We start from the raw sequence: 20,396 nt of genomic DNA on the forward strand, positions 1-20,396 counted from the left end.
TTGCTCTCGATAGTTCACAATCAATTAATTGTTAAGAAGCTTTTGTTTTACCTTTGAAAGGACACCATTTATAAACTTACTTGATTGGTCATCACCATATATTTTTGCTATTTCGATTGCTTCATCTAAAATAACATTTTCTGGAACTTCATTTCGGAAGAATTTCATTTCATATGCTGCTATTCTTAATAAGTTTCTGTCAACCGTTGCCAACCGATCAATCGACCATTTTTCAAGATTTTCACTGATTAAATTGTCAATTTCGGCTTTTTGTTCGACTACTCCTAGAACGAGTCTAGTAAGATACTCGTCACCTGACTCTCCTTCCAAAACATGGTCAATCGCTGCTTGAGGCTCTGTGTTGCTTATATCAATTTGAAAAAGTGCCTGTAACGCCTTTTCCCTTGCTGTTCTTCTTTTCATTATACCTTTAACTCCTTTAGAGATATTAATTAAATTTTGTCTATTTTTCATAATAAGTCATTGAATAGGTTTCACATTAACGATAATAGCATAACTAAATATGATTCGCACTCTAACCTTGTTATTTTTCCAATATGTAAGCACTTTTATTTAAATCAATATTTCAGAAATAGAAAAACCAAAGGAAAAAGATCCTTTGGTTTCCAAATTTTATACTTCCGCGTCAACGATTTCTGGTTCATTCTTATGGTTTTCAAATTGTATGCCTACCACATGAATGTTAACTTCTTCAGCATCTAAAGCAGTCATATTCAGCAATGCTTGTCGAATATTATCTTGCACCTTACTAGCAACGGATGGAATGGATACCCCAAACTTCATCATACAATAAACGTCAACTTTTATTCCTGACTCAGTTAATTCCACTTTAACGCCCTTACCATGGTTTTTCTTCCCTAAACGTTCTACCACACCTGTTGCGAAATTCCCACGCATCGAAGCTACACCTTCTACCTCAGAAGCAGCAATACCTGCAATAACTTCAATCACTTCAGGAGCAATTTCAATTTTTCCGTGTCCGCTATTGCCTTGTTCCATTTCCAAGACATTAAACTCACTCATTAATAACACCTCCAAATATTAATTAGACTTCATCACATCATGCAATTCTAGGAATTTTGTGTTAAATCCGCCTTCTACAAACTTTTCATGATCTAGAAGTTTTAAATGGAATGGAATGGTTGTATGAATACCTTCTACAACAAATTCACTTAATGCTCGTTTCATCCTTGAGATTGCTTCTTCCCTGCTTGCGCCATATGCTATAACTTTCGCAATCATGGAATCGTAATATGGCGGAATCGTATACCCTGGGTATGCTGCTGAATCAACACGTACACCAAATCCACCAGGTGGAAGGTACATGTTGATTTTCCCTGCAGACGGGAGAAAATTCTTTTCCGGGTTTTCAGCATTAATCCGACACTCGATTGCCCACCCTGTGAAAGTTACATCCTTTTGATTTACCTTTAATTTTTCACCAGAAGCTACTCTGATTTGTTCTTTAATGAGATCTATTCCAGTGACCATTTCTGTTACAGGATGTTCTACCTGGATCCGCGTGTTCATTTCCATAAAATAAAATTTCCGATTGCGGTAGTCATATATAAATTCTACAGTGCCGGCACCTGAATAATCAACTGCTTTAGCAGCTTTTACAGCCGCGCTACCCATTTCTTCCCGTATTTCTCCATCTAATGCTGGTGATGGCGTTTCTTCAAGAAGCTTTTGAAGTCTTCGTTGGATTGTACAGTCTCTTTCTCCTAAATGAATGGTGTTACCATAGGAGTCAGCAAGGACTTGTATTTCAACATGACGAAAATCCTCAATGTATTTTTCAATGTATACACCAGGATTTCCAAAGGCTGTCATCGCTTCTTGCTGAGTGATACTTATGCCTTTAATTAATTCCTGTTCGTTTTTGGCAACACGAATTCCTTTGCCTCCACCGCCAGCAGTGGCTTTAATAATAACGGGATATTGAATCTTTTTCACAAGTTCAAGAGCTTCATCGATATCGTTTATAATCCCAGTTGAACCTGGGACAATTGGAACACCGGCTTCCCGCATTGTTTCTCTTGCGATATCCTTGGTACCCATTTTCGTAATCGCTTCTGGGCTTGGACCAACGAATGTAATATTGCATTCCCGGCAAAGTTCTGCGAAATCTGCATTTTCAGCTAAGAACCCATAACCTGGGTGAATGGCGTCACATGCTGTTAACTTCGCCACACTAATTAGATTTGTAACGTTTAAATAACTGTCTTTTGATGAAGTAGGTCCTATGCAATAAGCTTCGTCTGCCAGTTGAACGTGCAATGCTTCTCTATCAGCTTCAGAGTAGACGGCAACCGATTCAATTCCCATTTCCCGGCATGCACGAATAATTCTAACTGCAATTTCCCCTCTGTTTGCAATTAACAGTTTTTTTATCATCCTGTTATCGCTCCTTATTCAGGCTTTACTAAAAATAAAGGCTGTCCGTATTCTACTAATTGACCATTTTTAGCAAGTATCTCAACAATTTCTCCGTCAATTTCTGCTTCAATCTCGTTAAATAATTTCATGGCTTCTACAATGCACACAATTGAATCTTTTGTTACACTCGAACCCTGTTTAACATAGGAGTCAGCGTCTGGAGTAGGTGAAGCATAGAAAGTTCCAACCATAGGAGAAACAATTTTGTGAAGATTTGTTGTATCAGCTTGCTTGATTGTTTCTTGCTGTTGAACTTCATGAACTGCAACGGTTGGTGCTGTTGCCGCTACAACTTGTGGTACTGGTGTTGATACGACTTTATTTTCTTGTGGAACAGCACTTACTTGTGAAACATATGTAGCCGAAACATTTTTTTTCATTTTAATTTTTGAACCATCGTTTTCATATACAAATTCATCAATACTTGATTGATCCACCAATTTTATTAATTCGCGAATTTCTTGTACTTTTAACATTGAGTACACCCCTCATACAACAAAATTATGACTAACTACTATAACTATACGATAATATCTAGTAAAAGTTCAATGATGTATATTTTAACCCTTGAAATTTTCACCCACTGTCTTATACCCTTATCATAATATTTTTACTAACAAAAGGGAATTTTGGACAGATTATCTCTCACAACATATCATTTTACCCTATTTGGTGGTAATCAATCAAAAAAGGAAAGTCAGTGACTTTCCTTTTTTAATCGATTTATTTCGTTGGCTGGAATTCTACTGCTACATAATTGGTTTCACCGATTTCTTTTTTCACTTGTAAGATGATTTTATTGGCCTCAGTTGCAGAAGGCTTCTTCTTAGATTTAACTGTGACTCTTACTTCCTCCCCATCGGCTCTTACTAATGCATCCTCATACCCCATAGTTTTAATTAGGGTTTCAAGTATTTCTTCTTTTTGGGCTGTTTGATTCAATTTATCCATCTGATCCTTTACTTTGCTTCGTTCTACTGCTGGAAGATCTGTCGAGGCAAGTTCAGTTGTTAAGTCTTCTTGCTGTTGGCTCCTTAGGTCATCTAGTTTCATACGAAGTTCTTCAAACTCTTGATCACCCGCTACGGTTGATACAATTGTTTTATCATCCTTAGCTTCAGTTTTTGTTGTTGTTTTTGTTGTTGTTTTTCCTTTATTTTGTTCCTTCGCATCTTGCTGAATAGCTGCAAGATCATTACTCTTTTGCTCCGGTGAAGTAATGTAATAAACAGATAAAACCACAACTAAACTTAGCATCGTTAACAACCACACTGTTTGTTTTTTCAATAGCATATTAAAACACCCCTTTTATTTTTTAGGCATAACTGCAACACGATGGCTTGGTACATCTAAAGCGCGTGTAACTGCTTCAACGATCAACTTTTTCACTTGAATATTATCTGCGCCTTTCGCTACGACTAGGACACCTCTAATTTCAGGTTTTTTCGTTTCTACCACAATTGGAACCTCTTTTTCACCATCACGGATGATTACTAACTGCTCATCTGTTGAGGCCTCTTGAACTTTACGTTCTCCGCCTTCTCGATCTGTTTCTTCTGTTATTTGTGATTTAGAAACCCTATTTTTTTCTAGAACCTTCTTATCAGTGGAATCTATGTTGACGACCACGGTAACATCGTTCACCCCTAACATTTGCTGGAGGGCTTTCTTAAGTTGACTTTCATATTTTTCTTCATATTCGGAAACTGCCTTATTACCTGATCCCTTGTTTAGACCAAATGCAGGTACATCCTCAGCATCAACCTTATCACTAGCTGTTACTGGGATATCTGCTGTACTCGGAGTTTTCTTAAAGAGAATATTGCCAACTAGCATAAATGCTGCACCAATGCATAAAACCACTATCATATATTGGTATTTTCCTGTCTTCTTTTCAGAATTTCCTTCGATTTTCAGCACCTTTTTAAACCATGAAAATGGTCCCTGGTTCTTGTTATCCATTTTTTTTATTTATCCCCCCTTCAATCGAAACTTCAACTGTCTTTTCAGTTACATTCCATTTTTGCGAAAGAAAAGCGGCTATTTTTTCTGTTTCTTCTGTTGAGCTTTTAGATGGAAGAGGTGTTTCTGTGTTAATTTCTACTTGTTTAATTGCTTCGACTGTCTTCACTTCATTTTCTGGTTGTTTCAGAAGAACCATAACCTTTTGGAGGTTGTCTGGGAATGCTTGGTCGCTTTCTTCATTTGTAGCTATATCAATTTTAGCGATCTCCAATCCGTATTGTTCCATCAACTCCTCTTTCACGTCCTTTTCCAGTCGGACAGCCATTTCTTCTAAAATATATGCATGTTGTGAGGCTTGTATTTCTTTTTTCTTCAAATCTATTGAATTTTTCATATTTTTTTCTCCAGGAGCTTGAAATGAAGGGATGGATCCAAGTGCTGTTTCAAAATCCTTGGAGATCAATTTAAAGATTGGGGTCAGAATAATGGCAATTAAGAGGAGTCCCGTAACCATTTTCGTATACTTTTGCATACTTGAGTTTGGAAGGAGCATATCAATTACCGTTGCCAATAAGATAAAGAGTATTATATTCGTTACCCACTCTATTAAAAAATCCATTTTAATCCCCCCTATCTGATCATCATCGTCAGATTTCCAGCTGCCACAATGACTGTTATACATAAAAAGAACATGAGTGATACAATACCCAGTGCAGCGAAAACATAAATGACACTCTTACTAATAATATCCAAACAGGTAATGATAGGTCCTCCACCTAGCGGCTGTAAAATTGCAGCAGCGAATTTATAGATAAAGGCAATCATTAATATTTTAATTGCAGGAAAAGCTACGATGATAAGTAAAATTCCCACCCCAGCAATGCCTACAGTATTTTTTAATAAGACTGACGCACTTACGACGGTATCGGTAGCATCTGTAAACATCCTGCCGATTACCGGTATAAAGTTTCCTGTCACAAACTTCGCTGTCCTGATTGTTACCCCGTCTGAGACAGCTGCCGAGGCACCCTGTACAGAAATAACACCAAGGAATACCGTTAAGAAGAGTCCCATTAACCCTATGCTCCAATTTCTTAGCAAAGCAGCTAATTGTGACACCTTATACTGTTCTGACATTGTACTTACAATACTCAACAGGGTTGCAAGAAAAAGAAGTGGCAGAATAATATATTGCATAAATAAACCGCTCATATTCATTAAAAATAAGATTACCGGATGAAAGAAAGCTGCCGAAATCAAGCCTCCAGATGCGGCAATTAAGGCAAGTAAAAGGGGAACAAGAGCTAGCACAAAGGAGATCATCGATCCGATTGCCTCATTTGTATAACTGATTGCGATATGAAAACTATTTAATGCAATAATCACTAACACCATATAGACGATCGAATAAGCAACTTTACTAATGGCGCTTTTCTCAAATGCATTTTGCATGGACTGAAGGAACATGCTAAAAATGGTTAACATAATCAATGACCCTAGTAATTTTCCGTTAGCTACAAACTCTTGAAAGGCAAATTTGACTACTCCCATTCCCCATTGTTTTAAAGAAAATTTTTTCTCACCACTGATAAAGTCATACAAACTACCCTTCTGACTTTCTGGAAGGAATCCACCGTATTTATAGCTGATATCCTCCCAAAATTGTTTAAGTTCTGTGATATCGAGAGATTTAAGCTGTTCATCAACTAACTCCTGAGGGGAAAGCGGGTTTGATTGGTCTTTGCCCTCTTCAGCAGCTTGTACACCTGTAATTGATAAAAAAAAGAATACAAGAATGATAATAGGAATAAACTGCCATCGCTGCTTCAACTTTTTCTACACCTCTTTTTCAGGTATGTCATTAACTCGGTATAAGCTTGATAATAGTTTCAATTAAAACAGTTAGTATCGGGATCGCCATTGCAAGAATAATAATTTTTCCCGCTAATTCAATTTTAGAGGAGAGTGCTCCCTGACCGGCATCCTTGGTAATCTGTGCAGCAAATTCAGCGATATACGCAATTCCAATGATTTTTAAAATCGTTTCAATATAAACCATATTCACTTTTGCATTCACTGCCAATTTTTCTAGCATATGAATGATTTCATAAATTTTATCAATTAAAAAAAGAAAAATGACACAGCCTACAAAAACGATTAAGAGAAAAGCGATATTGGGTTTTTGTTCTTTAACAATTAAAGCGAGAAAAGTTGCTACGAGTGCTATGCCGACTATTTTTATGATTTCAATCTTAGGGCACCTCCTTTTATTGAAATAAAAATACAGATTTAATTTTTTGAAAGAGATCATCCACAATTGAGGCTACCTGAAATAATATATAAATGAACCCAAATAACGTGACCCACTGGGCGTATTCTTTTTTCCCCACTTGGTCCAAAACCGTATGCAAAAAGGCTACCACGATTCCTACACCGGCAATTTTAAATATGATATCCACTTCTAAGCCCATTGCTTTTCCCCCTAAAATAATAAAATAATCAGCAACAATCCTGACAAGAATCCCAGGCTCTTTACCATTTTTTCGTATGTTGCTTGCGCTTGGATTGCGTCTGCCTCTTCCCTTTCAAGATGAGTCAGTGTCAGCATAATATGTTTCTGTTGGGACATACGGTCATGTCGACCCAGGGTTTCCCCAAATTGCTTCATTATTTCAAATTCTCCCTGCTTTAATGCCGTAGAACTCCAGATATCTCTTAAACTTGTTTCCCAAGCTTCTTTAACCGTTGTCTCGGTGTCCGTTAATTTCTTGGAAAAGGCTTCAAAAAATGTTGATAGCGGTTTTGATAACTGTTCTGCTAACCTTCTTGCTGCCTCATGTAAAGGGGTATGCCCGTACATAATTTCTGCTTCAAGTGATTGAAGTGCAGACCTTAATGCTCTAAGCTGTCTTGGACGTTCACTAAAGCGTCTGGAAATCTCAAATCCGATCCACGTTGTTGCGACAATGATGAAAACAGCACCTACTAGCTTAATCATTTATGTCACTCTCACTTTTTGATTCATTTCTTTACCATTAGCATCTAATATATGTGTAATTGTTCCAGGGCCTGAGGACCTGCTTAGGACAATAAAGCGCTGAAAGATTTTTTGTTCAAGAATATTTCGAAGCGAAGGCCTGTTCTTTACTTCCTCAATACTTGTCCCATGTGTAGACATCATCAACGTGATTCCAGCATGAACAGCCTCCTGGATGGCTTCGCTATCTTCTTTCCGTCCAATCTCATCAACCACCAAAATTTCAGGACTCATTGAACGGATCATCATCATCATTCCTTCAGCTTTCGGACAGGCATCTAATACATCCAAGCGGTCTCCAAAGGTTAGTTGCGGTATCCCATTAACGCAACCGGCAATTTCACTGCGTTCATCAACAATTCCCACCTTACTTGCCTGTATTCCACTCGTTCCGTAGCCTGAGGAAGCAATTCTTGCTATATCACGTAGTAATGTGGTTTTTCCGGTTTGCGGCGGACCAATCACCATCGTGTGCCTCCAGCTGCCTTGAAAGATATATGGTATAAGCGGTTCTGCTATTCCCACCTTTTCTCTAGCAATTCGGATATTAAAAGAGGAAATATCTCTAATCGCTTTCACCTTACCACCCTCAAGGATTACTTTGCCTGCAAGCCCGATCCGATGTCCTCCAGCAACAGTTATAAATCCTTGTTTAAGCTCCTCTTCAAGGGTATAGATGGAGAAATGACTAATTTTATTCATAAGATGAAACGCATCTTCAGGCTGGATAATATATGATAAAAATCTAGGTGTACCCTTCATTGTCATTTCAATTGGTCGATTGATACGAATACGAATTTCTTCTAATTCTTCTTTTTGATTCGGAGGGATTTTGCTGATTAGGTCGGCTATTTTTTTAGGTAAAAAGTTTAGGATCGTTTCCACGTGTGCAACCTCCTCAAATTTGCCTTTCTCATTATTTAAAATGTATGCCTGCTTGGTCACATTATGACTTTCAAATCTGTCATTTCTTCTCAATTTTCGATTATATTACTAGAACAAAGTTTAATAAGTTAAGAGGGATAGATTAAGTTTCGGAACGTTTCTAAATGTGAATCGTATTTTATAGGAAGGAATAACCATGAAGGAGGAGATAACACGTGTACAATTATAATTACCCTTCACTTCCCCGAAATGGACAGCATCACAAAGATCACTTAATTAAAGTTTCAGGGGAAGGGGAAATGGCAGTACAGCCTGACTCGGCTTCGGTAAACTTAGGGATTATTACAGAAAGTAAGCAATTAATCACGGCCCAGCAACAGAACTCCCTTGAAGTGACTAAGGTAATTGACTCGCTTATTTCGTTAGGAATAAACAAAAATCAGATCCAAACTTTCGATTATCGCATAGAACCCGATTATGATTATGATCAAGGGAAACAAATATTTCGAGGGTATAAAATAACTCATATTTTGAAGGTGAAGATAGAGGATTTGTCAATAATTGGAAAAGTCGTTGATACAGCAGTTCAAAATGGAGTAAACTATGTTTCTAATGTTCAGTTTACAGCAAAAAACAAGGAATCTTTTTATAAGCAGGTGTTAGTTCTTGCTGTAAATAATGCCATTGAAAAAGCTAAAACCATTGCAGGCACTATAAATGTAACGTTATTACCTACACCGATATTAGTCGTTGAAGGTGGAAGTACGGTCCAGCCTGTATTTAATCAGCCTGGGGCTTTCGTGAAAGGGATAGCTTCCACACAAATAGAACCAGGACAAATAATTATCAAAGCAGAAGTAATGGCAGAATTTAAATTTACCCCTTCATATTAAGACTTTTTGTCAGCATGTTGATTGGAGCAGTATCAAAATGCTAGTTTAACAGATCCATAAAAAAGGATTGAACCAGTTTTATAGTTCAATCCTTTTTTATGGTTTATTTGTCATATTTCTTTGCCCAATTATATAATTGCATTTCTGAAACCGGACCATTAAAATGCACTCTAATGACTCCTTGTTTATCAATCACAAAGGTTTCAGGCTGTCCTGTAACATTATACATTTTTGAAACCTTTGCATTATAATCGAATAAATAATTCATTCCCGCTTTATTTTTCTCCGTTACCTTATTAATCTTATCCATTGTCTCGCCGCGATTGATCATAAGAAAATTATATTTATCACCATATTCTTTTTGAAAAGATTCTAGTTCTGGTAACTCTTCTTTACAAGGAGCACACCATGAGGCAAAGTAATTCAAGATGACAACCTCACCTTTAAAATCCGTGAGTATGGTAATACTTCCATCTAGATTTGGCAGTGAAAAATTATATGCTTTATCACCAACATCTGTATGTTTGCCTTTGGTAACTAAACTATAACCAAAGAATCCAAACATACCGACAATAAGAATCAATACGAGTAATTTGATGACCCGCTTGTTCATCGTATTCCTCCTGACACCAGTAAAGTTCTATACAAAAGGCCTGCTATTTCTACACAGGCCCAATTATCAATACTAGTTATTTTTCTAGTTGTTTTAAGAATTCAATTTCTTTCTTGAGTTTTGTATGTCTCTTACCAAGTATTAACATATATGAAAAAATAACAACCCAAGCAACAGAATAGGCACCATACATAAATTCAAAACCCATGATAAATTCCTCCTATTTTTCCAAGTCTTCTCTTAATTTTTCTTTATACCGCTCTACTTTAATTTTCATCTTTTCAAAAGATACACCTTTATGAAGCAGGTAAGAATAAAGAATCGTAAATGCCGCGAGTGAAACAAACAGGGCAACTAACATAGTACCTTCAATTCCTCCACCTTTTTGGGAAGGCCCTTCACCAAACACTATTGGATGAAACTTGGTTTGCCACCAGCGAATTGCAAAAAATACAATTGGAACATCAGCAAACCCGATAATTCCAAACACAGCAGCTAATCGAGCTTTTTTATCCCAAACACCATCCATTTGTCGAATCATAATGTAAGCAATATAGATAAAGAATAGAATTAACGTTGTAATTAACCGCGGTTCCCATACCCACCATGTATTCCATGAAGATTTCGCCCAGATCGGACCCGTTGTTAACACGATGATTGTAAACACAACACCAATTTCAGCAGAAATATAGGCATAAGTATCAAATAGTCTTTTCCGCTTGATTAAAAACAAAATACTAAATACAAATGTTACAAAAAACGCCATGAAAGCCAGCCATGCAGAGCTAACATGAAAATAAAAGATCTTTTGGGCCGCTCCCATCGTTACTTCCTCAGCAGCAAAGATAAAAATAAAATACAGGGCAACCAACATGGATATAACTGTGGCACCAAACAAAATCTTTGACAGATCTAAGCTTTTTTTAACAGTTACTTGCGATCCAGGAAGCACTGCTTTCTCTCGTTCGAGATTCATACTCATCACTTAAACCTCCAGCACATAATCTATTAATAAAAAACAAACAACAAAAAAGATAACATCGTACGCTGTGACCAACTGGATCCAAGCTATTGCACTTGAAAATTTCTCCATATTGGTTAGGATGATTCTTGTTGCTTGAACAACACCGATTAAGATTGGCGTTGTTATCGGAAAAAGCAATAGTGGTAACAGCATTTCACTGCTTTTAGAATTAGCTGCCAATGCAGCAAGAAATGTACCAATCGCAATAAATCCAAAACTGCCTAAGAATACAACTAAGATAAAATATGGAATACTTCCATAGAATTTGAAATCAAACAATAAGAACAAAAACGGGATCGAAACGAGTTCTACGATCAACATCATTATGAAGTTGGCTAAGAACTTTCCTAAATATATACTGGCTGCCTCCATTGGTGCTACTAATAATCCTTGCATCGAATCATTCCGCTGCTCTGAAATAAACGACCTGTTAAGACCTAAGATTCCCGCAAAGACAATAATGACCCAAATGACCCCAGGAATGACTGCTTTTGTTGTATTGTTGGCTGGGTCAAAGGCAAAGCTAAAAACCACAATGACAAGTCCCGCAAAAATAATTTGTGTAACCATAATTTGCTTGGTTTTTAACTCGGAATATAAATCCTTTTTAGCTAGTAAGAGGGCTGTTCGAAAAAGGTTCATGATACTCCCTCCACTAATAATTCATATTTTTCAGATACATATCCTAAGTCTTGATTTTCAATTCTAAAATCATCGATAATCTTTCCATTTTTAATAATGATAATTCTGTCGCAGAATTCAGCAGCTTGCTTAAAATCATGAGTTACCATCAAGGTAGTGGTCCCCTTTGCTTTCATGGAAAGGATAACGTTATTTAAAATTCCGATAGCTCCTTGGTCCAACCCTGTATGCGGTTCGTCCAATAGGAGAATTTCAGGTTCATGAACAATAGCCCGTGCGATAGCAATCCTTTGAATCATGCCTCGAGAAAAGTTTTTTACAGGTTCATTCAAAAAGAATGATAATCCTACCTCTTTGACAAGCTCTGTTGCACGTTGTTCAACATTTTTAACACCATATATATTTCCGAAGAAGACAATATTTTCTAAAGGTGTGTAATGATCATAAAGTAAACTGGAATGGGGTAAATAACCCAATATTTTTTTTATTTGAATATGATTTTTTTTCAAATCCATATCATTAACCTTTATCAGACCTGATGTAGGTTTTATTAAGGTGGCGAGCATTTTAAGCAGCGTACTTTTACCTGCACCATTTGGTCCTAGGATGGCAACTGTTTCACCTTTTTTGATTGAGAGGTCTACTCCACGTAAGATAAGTTTATTATCAGCTTGCTTCGTTAGTTTCTTTATTTCTATCATTTGCAGTCTCTCCCATCCCAGCAGCTACTCAACGAACTTACGCAGATTTAATTTTACTTGGACAAGATGCTGTTTATAAGCTTCAATTTTTGCATGATATTCATCCTCTGAAAGCTTCCCATCACCGAAGGATTCTTCCAATTCAATGATCTTATCCATTATTGCTTTTTGCTTTGTCATTAACAGTTTAAATGCCTTCTCTTCCTTATCTGCTCCTAGGCGTTCGTCTTCTAATTTTGCTTTCCTTCTAAAATAGATATAATAGGAGATTCCTGCAATTAAAATCGACACCAAAATAATCATAAAGACGTGTGGGTTAAAGCGATGTAATGGCGACTGTGCCCAAATTCTTAGATGTCCAGGATTATGGAAAGCAGGCGCTGTGTGTGTGACCGAACTTTTATTCTCACTTTCACTAGTTGCTTCCGCTTTTTTGGTCTCATCTGCTGGTGGCTGTATATCTTTGTTATAAACTAGAGTAAACGCTTGGTTAGCTTTAAGCCCTTCAATACTGTATCCAAAGTAATTTTGGTCATCAAATTTGAAGCTGCCTTGACTTGTCGCCTCAGCACCCTTTACTTCAATACTTCCCCTTCCTTCTGGAACGAGAATCTGCATCATTTGTACGGGATAGTCAGATTTCAAAATAATTTCTTTCCCTTTTGCCATCCTATAACTGTACGGCAATACCATTGTTTGATTTCCAGGAATTGGAGTTGTTGTAATAAAACCTTTGTCTACCTCTTTAAAGGCAATTTGATTGTCTAAAAAGTTAAGGTCCGCTGCTCCTTCAGGAAGGGTTACTTTTAAAACAGCTTCATTTTTTCCGTCACCTTTATATTCTTCAGATGCGGTATTTGTATAGTTAACCATATTCATCATATTCGCCCCGCCGTCTTCAGCAGGACTGATCACGATATAATGCATATCAATCGAAACCTTTGAATCCGATGCAGCTAATCCATGGAAGGGGATTAACAGCATCAGACCGAGGAAGAAAACGGTGATTTTTTTGATCACTTTCCTTCCCCCTTTTTGTTCTTATATGTCTTCATTTGAGCTTCAATTTCTTTCTCCACTTCATCCATTAAATCTTTATCAATGTTCGTTTGCATAATTTCTTCTTCTTCCTTCATAATACTGGCAACTTCTAATTCATATTGTTTCTTCAAATGTTTATAATCAGCATGTGAGATTTTATCCATCTTATACTCAAATTCTATTTCATTAAGAGTTGTCAATAGTGCTTCCTTGGTCGCACTGATATCCTTTCCTTTTGATGAAACCTGTAAATAAGTATCCCACTTAAATAAAGGTGATAAGATTAGAAATAGACAAGCAAGCGCTAAAATGGTGGTAAAAATCATCGAAATGACTGTGATATCTTGCATATTGTTCACATCCTAAAGATACTTTTTGCGTTCTTCATCAATCATGGAGGAAAGGATTTCTCCTTCAACTTCATCAGCGGTGCTCTCGTATTCTGCTATATATTCATCTGTTCCTTTTTTCTTAACCCATTTACGGATTATGAAAAACACTGCAATTCCAGCTGCCCCTAAGACAACAAAAGGAAGGACCCATGCAGTTAGACTAAAACCACTTTTCTCGGGTGAGGTTAATATCTCTTCACCATAAATATTGACATAATATTCACGAATTTTATCCTTATCCCAGCCCTTATTCATCATCTCAACTAAGTCTGCTTTAAACTCAGTAGTTAGATTACATGTATTGGGATCACATTCATAATGATCCTGCCCACAGCCACATGTACATGCGAATTGCTGAGCAACTGCTTTGAATTCTGCCGATTTATAGTCAATTTGTTTTGCTGCTTCCACACGAAGGAATGAACCTTGAAAGATGAACGAGATAATGAGAAGCCCTATATATATCTTATTTTTCATATTAAGACACCTCTTTGCGAACTCCTGTGTATCTCGGAGTGACATTTCCATATTTTCCATTCCAGACGGCGAACAGGGCACCAATAACAATCATGAAGGAACCAATCCATAACCAATTCATCATTGGATTTACCTTTACAACAAATGTAGCTTTTCCATCATCTTCCCATGCACTTAATACAATATATAAGTCTTCTTTAAGAGAGGAAATAATTGCAACTTCGGAAGAAGGCTGCTCCCAATTACCGTAAAATACCTTTTCAGGCTGAAATGTGCCGAGCTTTTTACCATTTCTAAAAACTGTTACATCAGCATAAACGATGTCATTGATTCCTTCTTTTTTCTGGTCAAGTCGATCATAGTTGATTCGATAATCTTGTAGTTCAATCGACTTTCCTAAATCGACTGTTTTCATGGTTTGTAAATCATAATTCTGTGAACCAATTATGCCCATCGTTATAAAGGCAATCCCAAGATGAACGATATATCCTCCGTACCTGCGTCGATTTCGAATCATTAGCCGATACAGTGCAACGAGTGGAGATTCCTTCGTCATCTTCCTTCTAGCTTTAACACCTCTATAAAACTCTAAGAAATGTGTGATTAATAATAGAACGATAACCCCATAACCAATAACGGCCCAAGCCTTTTGAATTCCTAATACTACCATTAAGATCATGGCTAGAATCGCAAGGATTGCTGGGATCATAAAGTTTTTCCTAAGATTTTTCACAGTAGATTTTTGCCAAGCAAGCATTGGACAAACCGCCATAACAAACATCATCGATAATAGAATTGGTGCTTCTACTTTATTAAAGAATGGCAGACCAACCGTTACTTTTGTTCCACGAATAGCTTCGGACACTAGTGGGAAAATCGTTCCCCAGAATACGGCAAAGGCTGCTCCAACTAGTAGAAGATTATTAATTAAGAAACTGCTTTCTTTAGAAACAAAGGAATTAAATTCTCCTGCACTACGTTTAAGCAAGTTGTATCGACTCATTAATACATAAAGTGCTCCAATGACCGCCACTCCCATAAAGATTAAGAAGTATAATCCTAGGTTTGAATTCGCAAAGGCATGAACAGATGTCAGTACCCCGCTACGAACAAGGAATGTACCAAATAAAGTAAGTGCATAGGAAACTATGATTAAACTGATGTTCCATATTTTCAACATGTTTTTTCGTTCTTGTATCATAACGGAGTGCAAGAATGCAGTCGCCGTTAACCAAGGCATAAAAGATGCATTTTCAACTGGATCCCATGCCCAGTAGCCGCCCCATCCGAGCTCAACATAAGCCCATTGTCCTCCGAAAATATTACCAAGACTTAAAAATAGCCAAGCAATAATCGTCCATCGCCTTGTCATTTTAATCCAGAAATCATCAACGTTTTTCAGGATCAGTGCTGCCATTGCAAAAGCAAATGGAATGGCAAGACCAACATATCCCAGGTATAGTGTGACTGGATGAATAATCATGCCAGGGTTTTGCAGCATTGGATTTAAACCTTTTCCCTCAATTGGAATCTCACCTAATAGAATGAAAGGTTTCGCTACAAATCCAAGAATGAAGAAGAAGAAAACAGCATTTGCCAGTAAGATGGCAGAAATGTAAGGAACCATTGGGTTTCCTTTTAACTTCCGTGAAAAGGCAATCATACAGGTATAAAGAGTTAGGAAAAATGTCCACAATAACAACGAACCTGCATTACCAGCCCATAGTGCGGTAAGCTTATAGATAATTGGAAGTTCACTGCTAGTGTAATCACGAACATATTCATATTGAAATTGAGACATTGCCAAAAGGTAGAAAAGTGATAGCATTGCAAGTGATGAACAAACCAGTAAGGCAATTAAACCGCCTTTTCCACTGTTTACGAACTTTTGATTTTTCGTGCTAATTCCCAACGTAATAATAAGAAGAGAATAGATCGCTATGGCTAAGCCTATATAAATTGTCGCGTTGGCAAATAAATACATTTCGTCACCTTCTTAAGTTCGCCTGTTATTTTTCTTCCGGTGTTTTATTTAACTTATCTTTATGTGTTTCTGGATCGTAATCTTTGATATCTTTTCCTTCATATTTAGATGGGCATCTTGTTTTAACTGTCTCTGCAACAAATGTGTTCTTTTTTGTTGGCGCGCCTTGGAGGATAGTGATGACACCTTCTGAGAAGTTATCCGGTTTTGTACCGTGGTGAACGACATGCATAACGTTACCGTCGTTATCTTTCACATCAAACTTTAACTCAATTTTTTTCGCATCCCATTTAATGGAATCTTCGATTAAAAGACCTTCAACCGTAACAAAATCATCTTTATGTTGTTCTTGAGTAGCCAAAAGCTCTTTCATTGTCAATTCAACACCACTTGATCCAGGTGTTGCTGCCATCAGAAGGAAAACAATAGCACCAGCAATAATAAACCCACCAAGCATAACAATAGTATTTTTTTTCATTCTTACCACCTCATTAGATTAATTTTTTCATTTCTTCTTCGTACATTTCTTGATCAATCTTTCCTGTTAACAGTTTTTTGCGTAATTCTTTCTTCTCTTCTGAATTTGCTATTTTGTTGTCTTTTTTTGCCGTATGAGATGGTTTCTGTGGTTGTTTTTTTGTTTTTTTGGTAACCTTAGCTGCTGAGTGGGAATTTCCTTTTAAGCCTAGAAAAACAAAGAGTCCAGCAATAATAAGCGCTATTCCAATAATCAATGCGCCAACTAGTCCGATGATTGGACGTTTTGATGGTGCAGTTGTTCCACCTGTTTTGTCCACTTGATCCGTTGCACTTACACCACTATGGTTTTCATCATTTGGCGGCTGCTGTTTATTAATAGCTTCCATCGTAGATTCAGTACCATCTTTCTTATATGAGAAGGAATATTTCAAGCCAGCGTCCGCCTTTACCTTTTCGTATTGGTAGTAATAGAGCTCTTCTCCGTATTCATTTTTGGAATTGTTCTCTGTCTTTGGTTCAATTTTTATTTCTTTAGCATCCATTGGAGCATAAAAGATAACATCTAAAAGATCGATATCAGCTTTGTTTTTAAGTTCATATGTAAAGGTCTTGGTGTCCTTGACGACTATAGATTTTGTATAGTACTCAATGACAAATTCATAGGTTTCATTATTCTTAATCGCCTTGGCTGGCTTCCAAGTAATGATTCCGTTTTCTTTATCGACATCATAGGGTCGCTGTACTTCAGGCTTATCTTTTTCTGGGAATTCTGCTACCAAGACGGCTTCAAAACCTTTTTCCTTTGCTGGAACGGGGATCTCAATCTTTCCATCATAATCCTGGCCACTTTTATTGGTAATTGTTCCGTACTGACCAACTAGTAGGGACGGAACCTCTCTTGACCAACCTTCGGGATAATCAAACTCAGGCATTACCTGAACCTGCATTTCCTTAAAAGGAAATTTTTCTGCCTGAAAGGCTGTTTCAGCACTAGCCTTCGGGATGCTGAAATTCGTTAAAAATGATGCGATTACGAATAATGCCAACCACTTATTTTTAAGCATCTTAATCCTCCTTGACTTGAAAAACTAATCAATAAAAATTACTAATTTTTACTATAGTCCTCTTTGAAATAAATATAATATTTATCAACACTTATTTGTTAAAGCACTCTTGAACATTTTGTTAAAGGATTAAAATCGTTGCGTTTTCGTCAAAAAACCACCACACAATGTTCACATTTAACAAAAAAAAGACCTGAATCCACTTGTTAGATTCAGGTCTTTATTACTGTATTTCATTTATTTATTCTCAAAGGATCGGATATAGGTAACAATATCAGTAATATCCTTTTCTTTGAGTTGACGTGCTCCTTCAAGACCCTTTAAAGATGGACCCATTCGCGTATCTTCACGACCATAAGCTGCATCAATCCAAATCTGCTTATCAGTGCTGTATTTCAAATATTGTTGGTTAGAAATAGCCGTTCCCATTTTATCCTTACCAACACCTGCTTCACCATGACAGTTTAGGCAATATAAATTATATTGTGCCTTTCCACGATCTGAATCACCAGAAATCGTGGCAGGAACATCAAATTCTATTTCCTCTGTTTGCCAGTCTCTTATAAATGCAACAAGATTTTTTAAATCTTTATCTGACATGCGTGGACCATAGGCAGGCATAACAGTGCCTTCTCTTCCATACTTCACATAATGATATAGATCTTTATCCGATACGCTGCTTAAAAAATTCTGGCTATTTAAAGCTGTGCCAGTTTTTGAGCCTTCTCCCTTTCCTGTCTCACCGTGACAAAAAATACAATTTTTTTTGTATATTTTCTCACCTGCAGCAATAGCCTCTGATTTCTCGCTCTCAAATATGTTGCTATTACTTATGCAGACAATAATTCCAATAATAATCAAAATGTAAAATCCGATTAGTATTTTCTTCATGGGTTTCCCCTTACTTAGGTGCAGGTGTTGGAGTTAGCTCCCCAATATCTTCGTATTTTCTTGTTATTAAATCATAAATTTTCGCAGGGCTTTTTCCGTTAAGATGCATATCTACCGCCTCCCGGGCGATATTGACACAAGTGTCTCAGGCTATACCATGCGAATCCCATTCTTCTACAGCATTTTCTGGCCCCATACCTTTGATAAAGCAATCAAGGTTACTTTTATGACCATCATTTACACATCCACAATAGCAAGGCACTTGGGCTACCACTTCTGGATAGGTTGCTGCCATAACATATGTTTCTTGAATTTTTTCTGATGTATTTAGAACAAAATCAGGTAATGGCGTATGTTTTTTATCAAGTTTCCAAGTCTCATCACTGAGTTTGGAACTACAGCCAGCTGCCACAATGGCAAACAAAATACCAAGGAACAAAAGAGATGTAATTCGTTTCATTTTCTGTTGCACCCCTTCCCTATAATTTTTTGTACTACTTCAGTTTAGCAAAAAGATATTAGTCAAAAAGTAACTAAATCTTACTATTTCGTGAAGTTTTTAAGCAAATTAAAGGAAAGACCACTGTAAAATCACGTTTTGATTTCCAGTGGTCTACCGTCAATCCATCCTAAGTTTAATAGGAGAGAGTTGAATTACATATTCATCATCTCATGGTCAGAACTGGAACCAGTACCGAGGCTAGGATCGATCATACCAAAAATCATTGCGATGTGTGCAACTACTAGAAAAATACTAACAAAGATGGCATGAATTTTTAATCTTTCCTCCTCGGTTTTATTTCTAAAAATAATACCTAAATCAAGTAGTGCCATGCCAAGAAACGGAATAATTCCAAGCAAATAAAAAGTAACAGCTACAAAGTCTATCCAACCTTTCCACTCTCCGTTAACAGTTAAGGGAATATATGCAGTTTTCATCAGGTATATAAATATACCTGTAAAATAAAAGCCAGCAAAAATACCTGTTACTTTATTCAATTTTTTTAGGGCGCCATCTAATTTTCTTGTAAATAAAATGGCTATTTCTGAAATTGCAAGGATTTCCGCACAGATTACCGGGACCGCCATAAAAATCAACAAATTCCAAGGCTGATTGTCTGCTAGTAACCCCATATAATGCGTCATATTCATGATTATCTTCTCCTTTATTTTTTCTACACTTTTAATGTAGTGAAAAAGTGTGCAGAAACTTAGGAGAAATTATGGATAATTTGTTAAAAAAAAGCCTTAATCCGACAATTTTCGGACTAAGGCTTATATAATGGTTATGCACGTGAAACGTATGAACCATCAGTTGTATTAATAATTAACTTATCACCTTGATTGATAAAGAAAGGTACTTGAACATTTAGTCCAGTTTCTAGGGTAGCAGACTTAGTACCGCCAGAAGATGTATCACCTTTAATACCTGGTTCTGTCTCAGCTACTTCTAAAATAACGTTGTTTGGTAATTCCACCCCTAGGGTTTCATAGTTAAACATCATAATGTGTACTTCCATGTTTTCTTTCAAGAACTTTAATTCATACTCAATGTTTGAAGCTGGCAGTTCTACCTGTTCGTATGATTCCATATCCATAAACACATGATTATCACCGCTTGCGTACAAATATTGCATTTTACGATTATCAATTTGTGCTTTCTCTACTTTTTCACCCGCACGAAATGTTTTTTCTTGAATTGCTCCATTCCGTAGGTTACGCAGCTTGGAACGAACAAACGCTGCTCCTTTACCTGGCTTTACGTGTTGGAAATCCAAAACACGCCATAGGCCTCCATCAACTTCAATTGTTAATCCAGTCTTAAAATCATTTACAGAAATCATGTT

At 36.9% G+C, this 20,396-nt stretch carries 28 protein-coding genes; 1 reads left to right on the top strand and 27 read right to left on the bottom strand.

The genetic code is table 11. The annotated features are described in order from the left end of the window. Positions 1-24: 24 nt before the first annotated feature. The 12 genes from nusB to spoIIIAA form a co-directional block, all read right to left on the bottom strand. A complete protein-coding gene (gene nusB, locus ACJ004_RS14310; RefSeq protein WP_410893733.1) occupies positions 25-423 on the bottom strand; it encodes a transcription antitermination factor NusB in 399 nt (132 codons plus the stop codon). A gap of 210 nt (positions 424-633) precedes the next feature. After that, entirely contained in the window at positions 634-1,044 is a 411-nt protein-coding gene (locus ACJ004_RS14315; RefSeq protein WP_410893734.1) for an Asp23/Gls24 family envelope stress response protein, read from the bottom strand. 18 nt (positions 1,045-1,062) lie between these two features. Continuing rightward, positions 1,063-2,418 carry an acetyl-CoA carboxylase biotin carboxylase subunit gene (accC, locus tag ACJ004_RS14320; RefSeq protein WP_410893735.1) on the bottom strand — a complete coding sequence of 452 codons (1,356 nt, stop codon included), beginning with the start codon at positions 2,416-2,418 and terminating at the stop codon, positions 1,063-1,065. 14 nt (positions 2,419-2,432) lie between these two features. Beyond that, positions 2,433-2,936: an acetyl-CoA carboxylase biotin carboxyl carrier protein gene (gene accB, locus ACJ004_RS14325; protein ID WP_410893736.1), complete on the bottom strand. Its 504-nt coding sequence runs from the start codon at positions 2,934-2,936 to the stop codon at positions 2,433-2,435. A 247-nt stretch (positions 2,937-3,183) separates the two neighbouring features. After that, positions 3,184-3,753, bottom strand: a complete 570-nt coding sequence (locus tag ACJ004_RS14330; protein WP_410893737.1) for a SpoIIIAH-like family protein — start codon at positions 3,751-3,753, stop codon at positions 3,184-3,186. 15 nt (positions 3,754-3,768) lie between these two features. Further along, positions 3,769-4,422: a stage III sporulation protein AG gene (gene spoIIIAG, locus ACJ004_RS14335; protein ID WP_410893738.1), complete on the bottom strand. Its 654-nt coding sequence runs from the start codon at positions 4,420-4,422 to the stop codon at positions 3,769-3,771. Beyond that, positions 4,415-5,044 (bottom strand): stage III sporulation protein AF, encoded by a 630-nt coding sequence (gene spoIIIAF, locus ACJ004_RS14340; RefSeq protein WP_410893739.1) that lies wholly within the window; start codon positions 5,042-5,044, stop codon positions 4,415-4,417. Before spoIIIAF ends, spoIIIAG begins: the two co-directional genes overlap by 8 nt. A gap of 11 nt (positions 5,045-5,055) precedes the next feature. Then, a complete protein-coding gene (spoIIIAE, locus tag ACJ004_RS14345) occupies positions 5,056-6,255 on the bottom strand; it encodes a stage III sporulation protein AE (RefSeq protein WP_410893740.1) in 1,200 nt (399 codons plus the stop codon). 31 nt (positions 6,256-6,286) lie between these two features. Next, positions 6,287-6,736, bottom strand: coding sequence for a stage III sporulation protein AD (spoIIIAD, locus tag ACJ004_RS14350; RefSeq protein WP_410893741.1), 450 nt, complete (start codon positions 6,734-6,736; stop codon positions 6,287-6,289). Next, entirely contained in the window at positions 6,693-6,896 is a 204-nt protein-coding gene (gene spoIIIAC, locus ACJ004_RS14355; RefSeq protein WP_007084610.1) for a stage III sporulation protein AC, read from the bottom strand. The genes spoIIIAD and spoIIIAC overlap by 44 nt, the downstream gene beginning before the upstream one ends. An 11-nt stretch (positions 6,897-6,907) precedes the next feature. After that, positions 6,908-7,423: a stage III sporulation protein SpoIIIAB gene (spoIIIAB, locus tag ACJ004_RS14360; RefSeq protein WP_410893742.1), complete on the bottom strand. Its 516-nt coding sequence runs from the start codon at positions 7,421-7,423 to the stop codon at positions 6,908-6,910. Continuing rightward, positions 7,424-8,347 carry a stage III sporulation protein AA gene (gene spoIIIAA / locus ACJ004_RS14365; protein ID WP_410893743.1) on the bottom strand — a complete coding sequence of 308 codons (924 nt, stop codon included), beginning with the start codon at positions 8,345-8,347 and terminating at the stop codon, positions 7,424-7,426. 215 nt (positions 8,348-8,562) lie between these two features. Here spoIIIAA and ACJ004_RS14370 point away from each other — a divergent pair, with 215 nt between their 5' ends. Then, complete coding sequence (locus ACJ004_RS14370) at positions 8,563-9,240, top strand: SIMPL domain-containing protein (protein ID WP_410893744.1); 678 nt, start codon at positions 8,563-8,565, stop codon at positions 9,238-9,240. A gap of 103 nt (positions 9,241-9,343) precedes the next feature. On the opposite strand, the gene ACJ004_RS14375 is transcribed toward ACJ004_RS14370, so the two are convergent. The 15 genes from ACJ004_RS14375 to efp all read right to left on the bottom strand — a co-directional run bounded on the left by ACJ004_RS14375 (position 9,344) and on the right by efp (position 20,393). Next, positions 9,344-9,853: a TlpA family protein disulfide reductase gene (locus tag ACJ004_RS14375; protein ID WP_410893745.1), complete on the bottom strand. Its 510-nt coding sequence runs from the start codon at positions 9,851-9,853 to the stop codon at positions 9,344-9,346. Between the two features lie 76 nt (positions 9,854-9,929). Then, positions 9,930-10,061 carry a CcmD family protein gene (locus tag ACJ004_RS14380; RefSeq protein ID WP_081825327.1) on the bottom strand — a complete coding sequence of 44 codons (132 nt, stop codon included), beginning with the start codon at positions 10,059-10,061 and terminating at the stop codon, positions 9,930-9,932. Between the two features lie 12 nt (positions 10,062-10,073). Next, positions 10,074-10,835, bottom strand: coding sequence for a cytochrome c biogenesis protein (locus ACJ004_RS14385; protein ID WP_410893746.1), 762 nt, complete (start codon positions 10,833-10,835; stop codon positions 10,074-10,076). A gap of 3 nt (positions 10,836-10,838) precedes the next feature. Further along, on the bottom strand, positions 10,839-11,519 hold the full coding sequence (locus tag ACJ004_RS14390; protein ID WP_410893747.1) for a heme exporter protein CcmB: 681 nt from the start codon (positions 11,517-11,519) through the stop codon (positions 10,839-10,841). Beyond that, complete coding sequence (locus tag ACJ004_RS14395; protein WP_410893748.1) at positions 11,516-12,220, bottom strand: ABC transporter ATP-binding protein; 705 nt, start codon at positions 12,218-12,220, stop codon at positions 11,516-11,518. Before ACJ004_RS14395 ends, ACJ004_RS14390 begins: the two co-directional genes overlap by 4 nt. A 24-nt stretch (positions 12,221-12,244) precedes the next feature. Further along, a complete protein-coding gene (locus tag ACJ004_RS14400; protein WP_410893749.1) occupies positions 12,245-13,240 on the bottom strand; it encodes a hypothetical protein in 996 nt (331 codons plus the stop codon). After that, positions 13,237-13,611, bottom strand: coding sequence for a hypothetical protein (locus ACJ004_RS14405; protein WP_410893750.1), 375 nt, complete (start codon positions 13,609-13,611; stop codon positions 13,237-13,239). The genes ACJ004_RS14400 and ACJ004_RS14405 overlap by 4 nt, the downstream gene beginning before the upstream one ends. A 12-nt stretch (positions 13,612-13,623) precedes the next feature. Then, on the bottom strand, positions 13,624-14,130 hold the full coding sequence (locus ACJ004_RS14410) for a cytochrome c-type biogenesis protein (protein WP_410893751.1): 507 nt from the start codon (positions 14,128-14,130) through the stop codon (positions 13,624-13,626). 1 nt (position 14,131) lies between these two features. Continuing rightward, a complete protein-coding gene (locus tag ACJ004_RS14415) occupies positions 14,132-16,114 on the bottom strand; it encodes a heme lyase CcmF/NrfE family subunit (RefSeq protein ID WP_410893752.1) in 1,983 nt (660 codons plus the stop codon). Between the two features lie 25 nt (positions 16,115-16,139). After that, entirely contained in the window at positions 16,140-16,592 is a 453-nt protein-coding gene (locus ACJ004_RS14420) for a cytochrome c maturation protein CcmE (RefSeq protein WP_410893754.1), read from the bottom strand. A gap of 13 nt (positions 16,593-16,605) precedes the next feature. Beyond that, entirely contained in the window at positions 16,606-17,658 is a 1,053-nt protein-coding gene (locus ACJ004_RS14425; protein WP_410893755.1) for a hypothetical protein, read from the bottom strand. Positions 17,659-17,895: 237 nt separating this feature from the next. Next, entirely contained in the window at positions 17,896-18,549 is a 654-nt protein-coding gene (locus tag ACJ004_RS14430) for a c-type cytochrome (RefSeq protein WP_410893757.1), read from the bottom strand. Between the two features lie 10 nt (positions 18,550-18,559). After that, the gene (locus ACJ004_RS14435) at positions 18,560-19,009 is read right to left on the bottom strand and encodes a PCYCGC motif-containing (lipo)protein (RefSeq protein ID WP_410893758.1); all 450 of its coding nucleotides are present in this window, start codon (positions 19,007-19,009) and stop codon (positions 18,560-18,562) included. Positions 19,010-19,203: 194 nt separating this feature from the next. Next, complete coding sequence (locus ACJ004_RS14440; protein ID WP_410893759.1) at positions 19,204-19,701, bottom strand: DUF6803 family protein; 498 nt, start codon at positions 19,699-19,701, stop codon at positions 19,204-19,206. 134 nt (positions 19,702-19,835) lie between these two features. Further along, positions 19,836-20,393 (bottom strand): elongation factor P, encoded by a 558-nt coding sequence (gene efp / locus ACJ004_RS14445; protein ID WP_335698119.1) that lies wholly within the window; start codon positions 20,391-20,393, stop codon positions 19,836-19,838. Positions 20,394-20,396 lie beyond the last annotated feature (3 nt).

The organism is Neobacillus sp. 204, assembly GCF_046562815.1.
Taxonomy (GTDB): domain Bacteria; phylum Bacillota; class Bacilli; order Bacillales; family Cytobacillaceae; genus Neobacillus.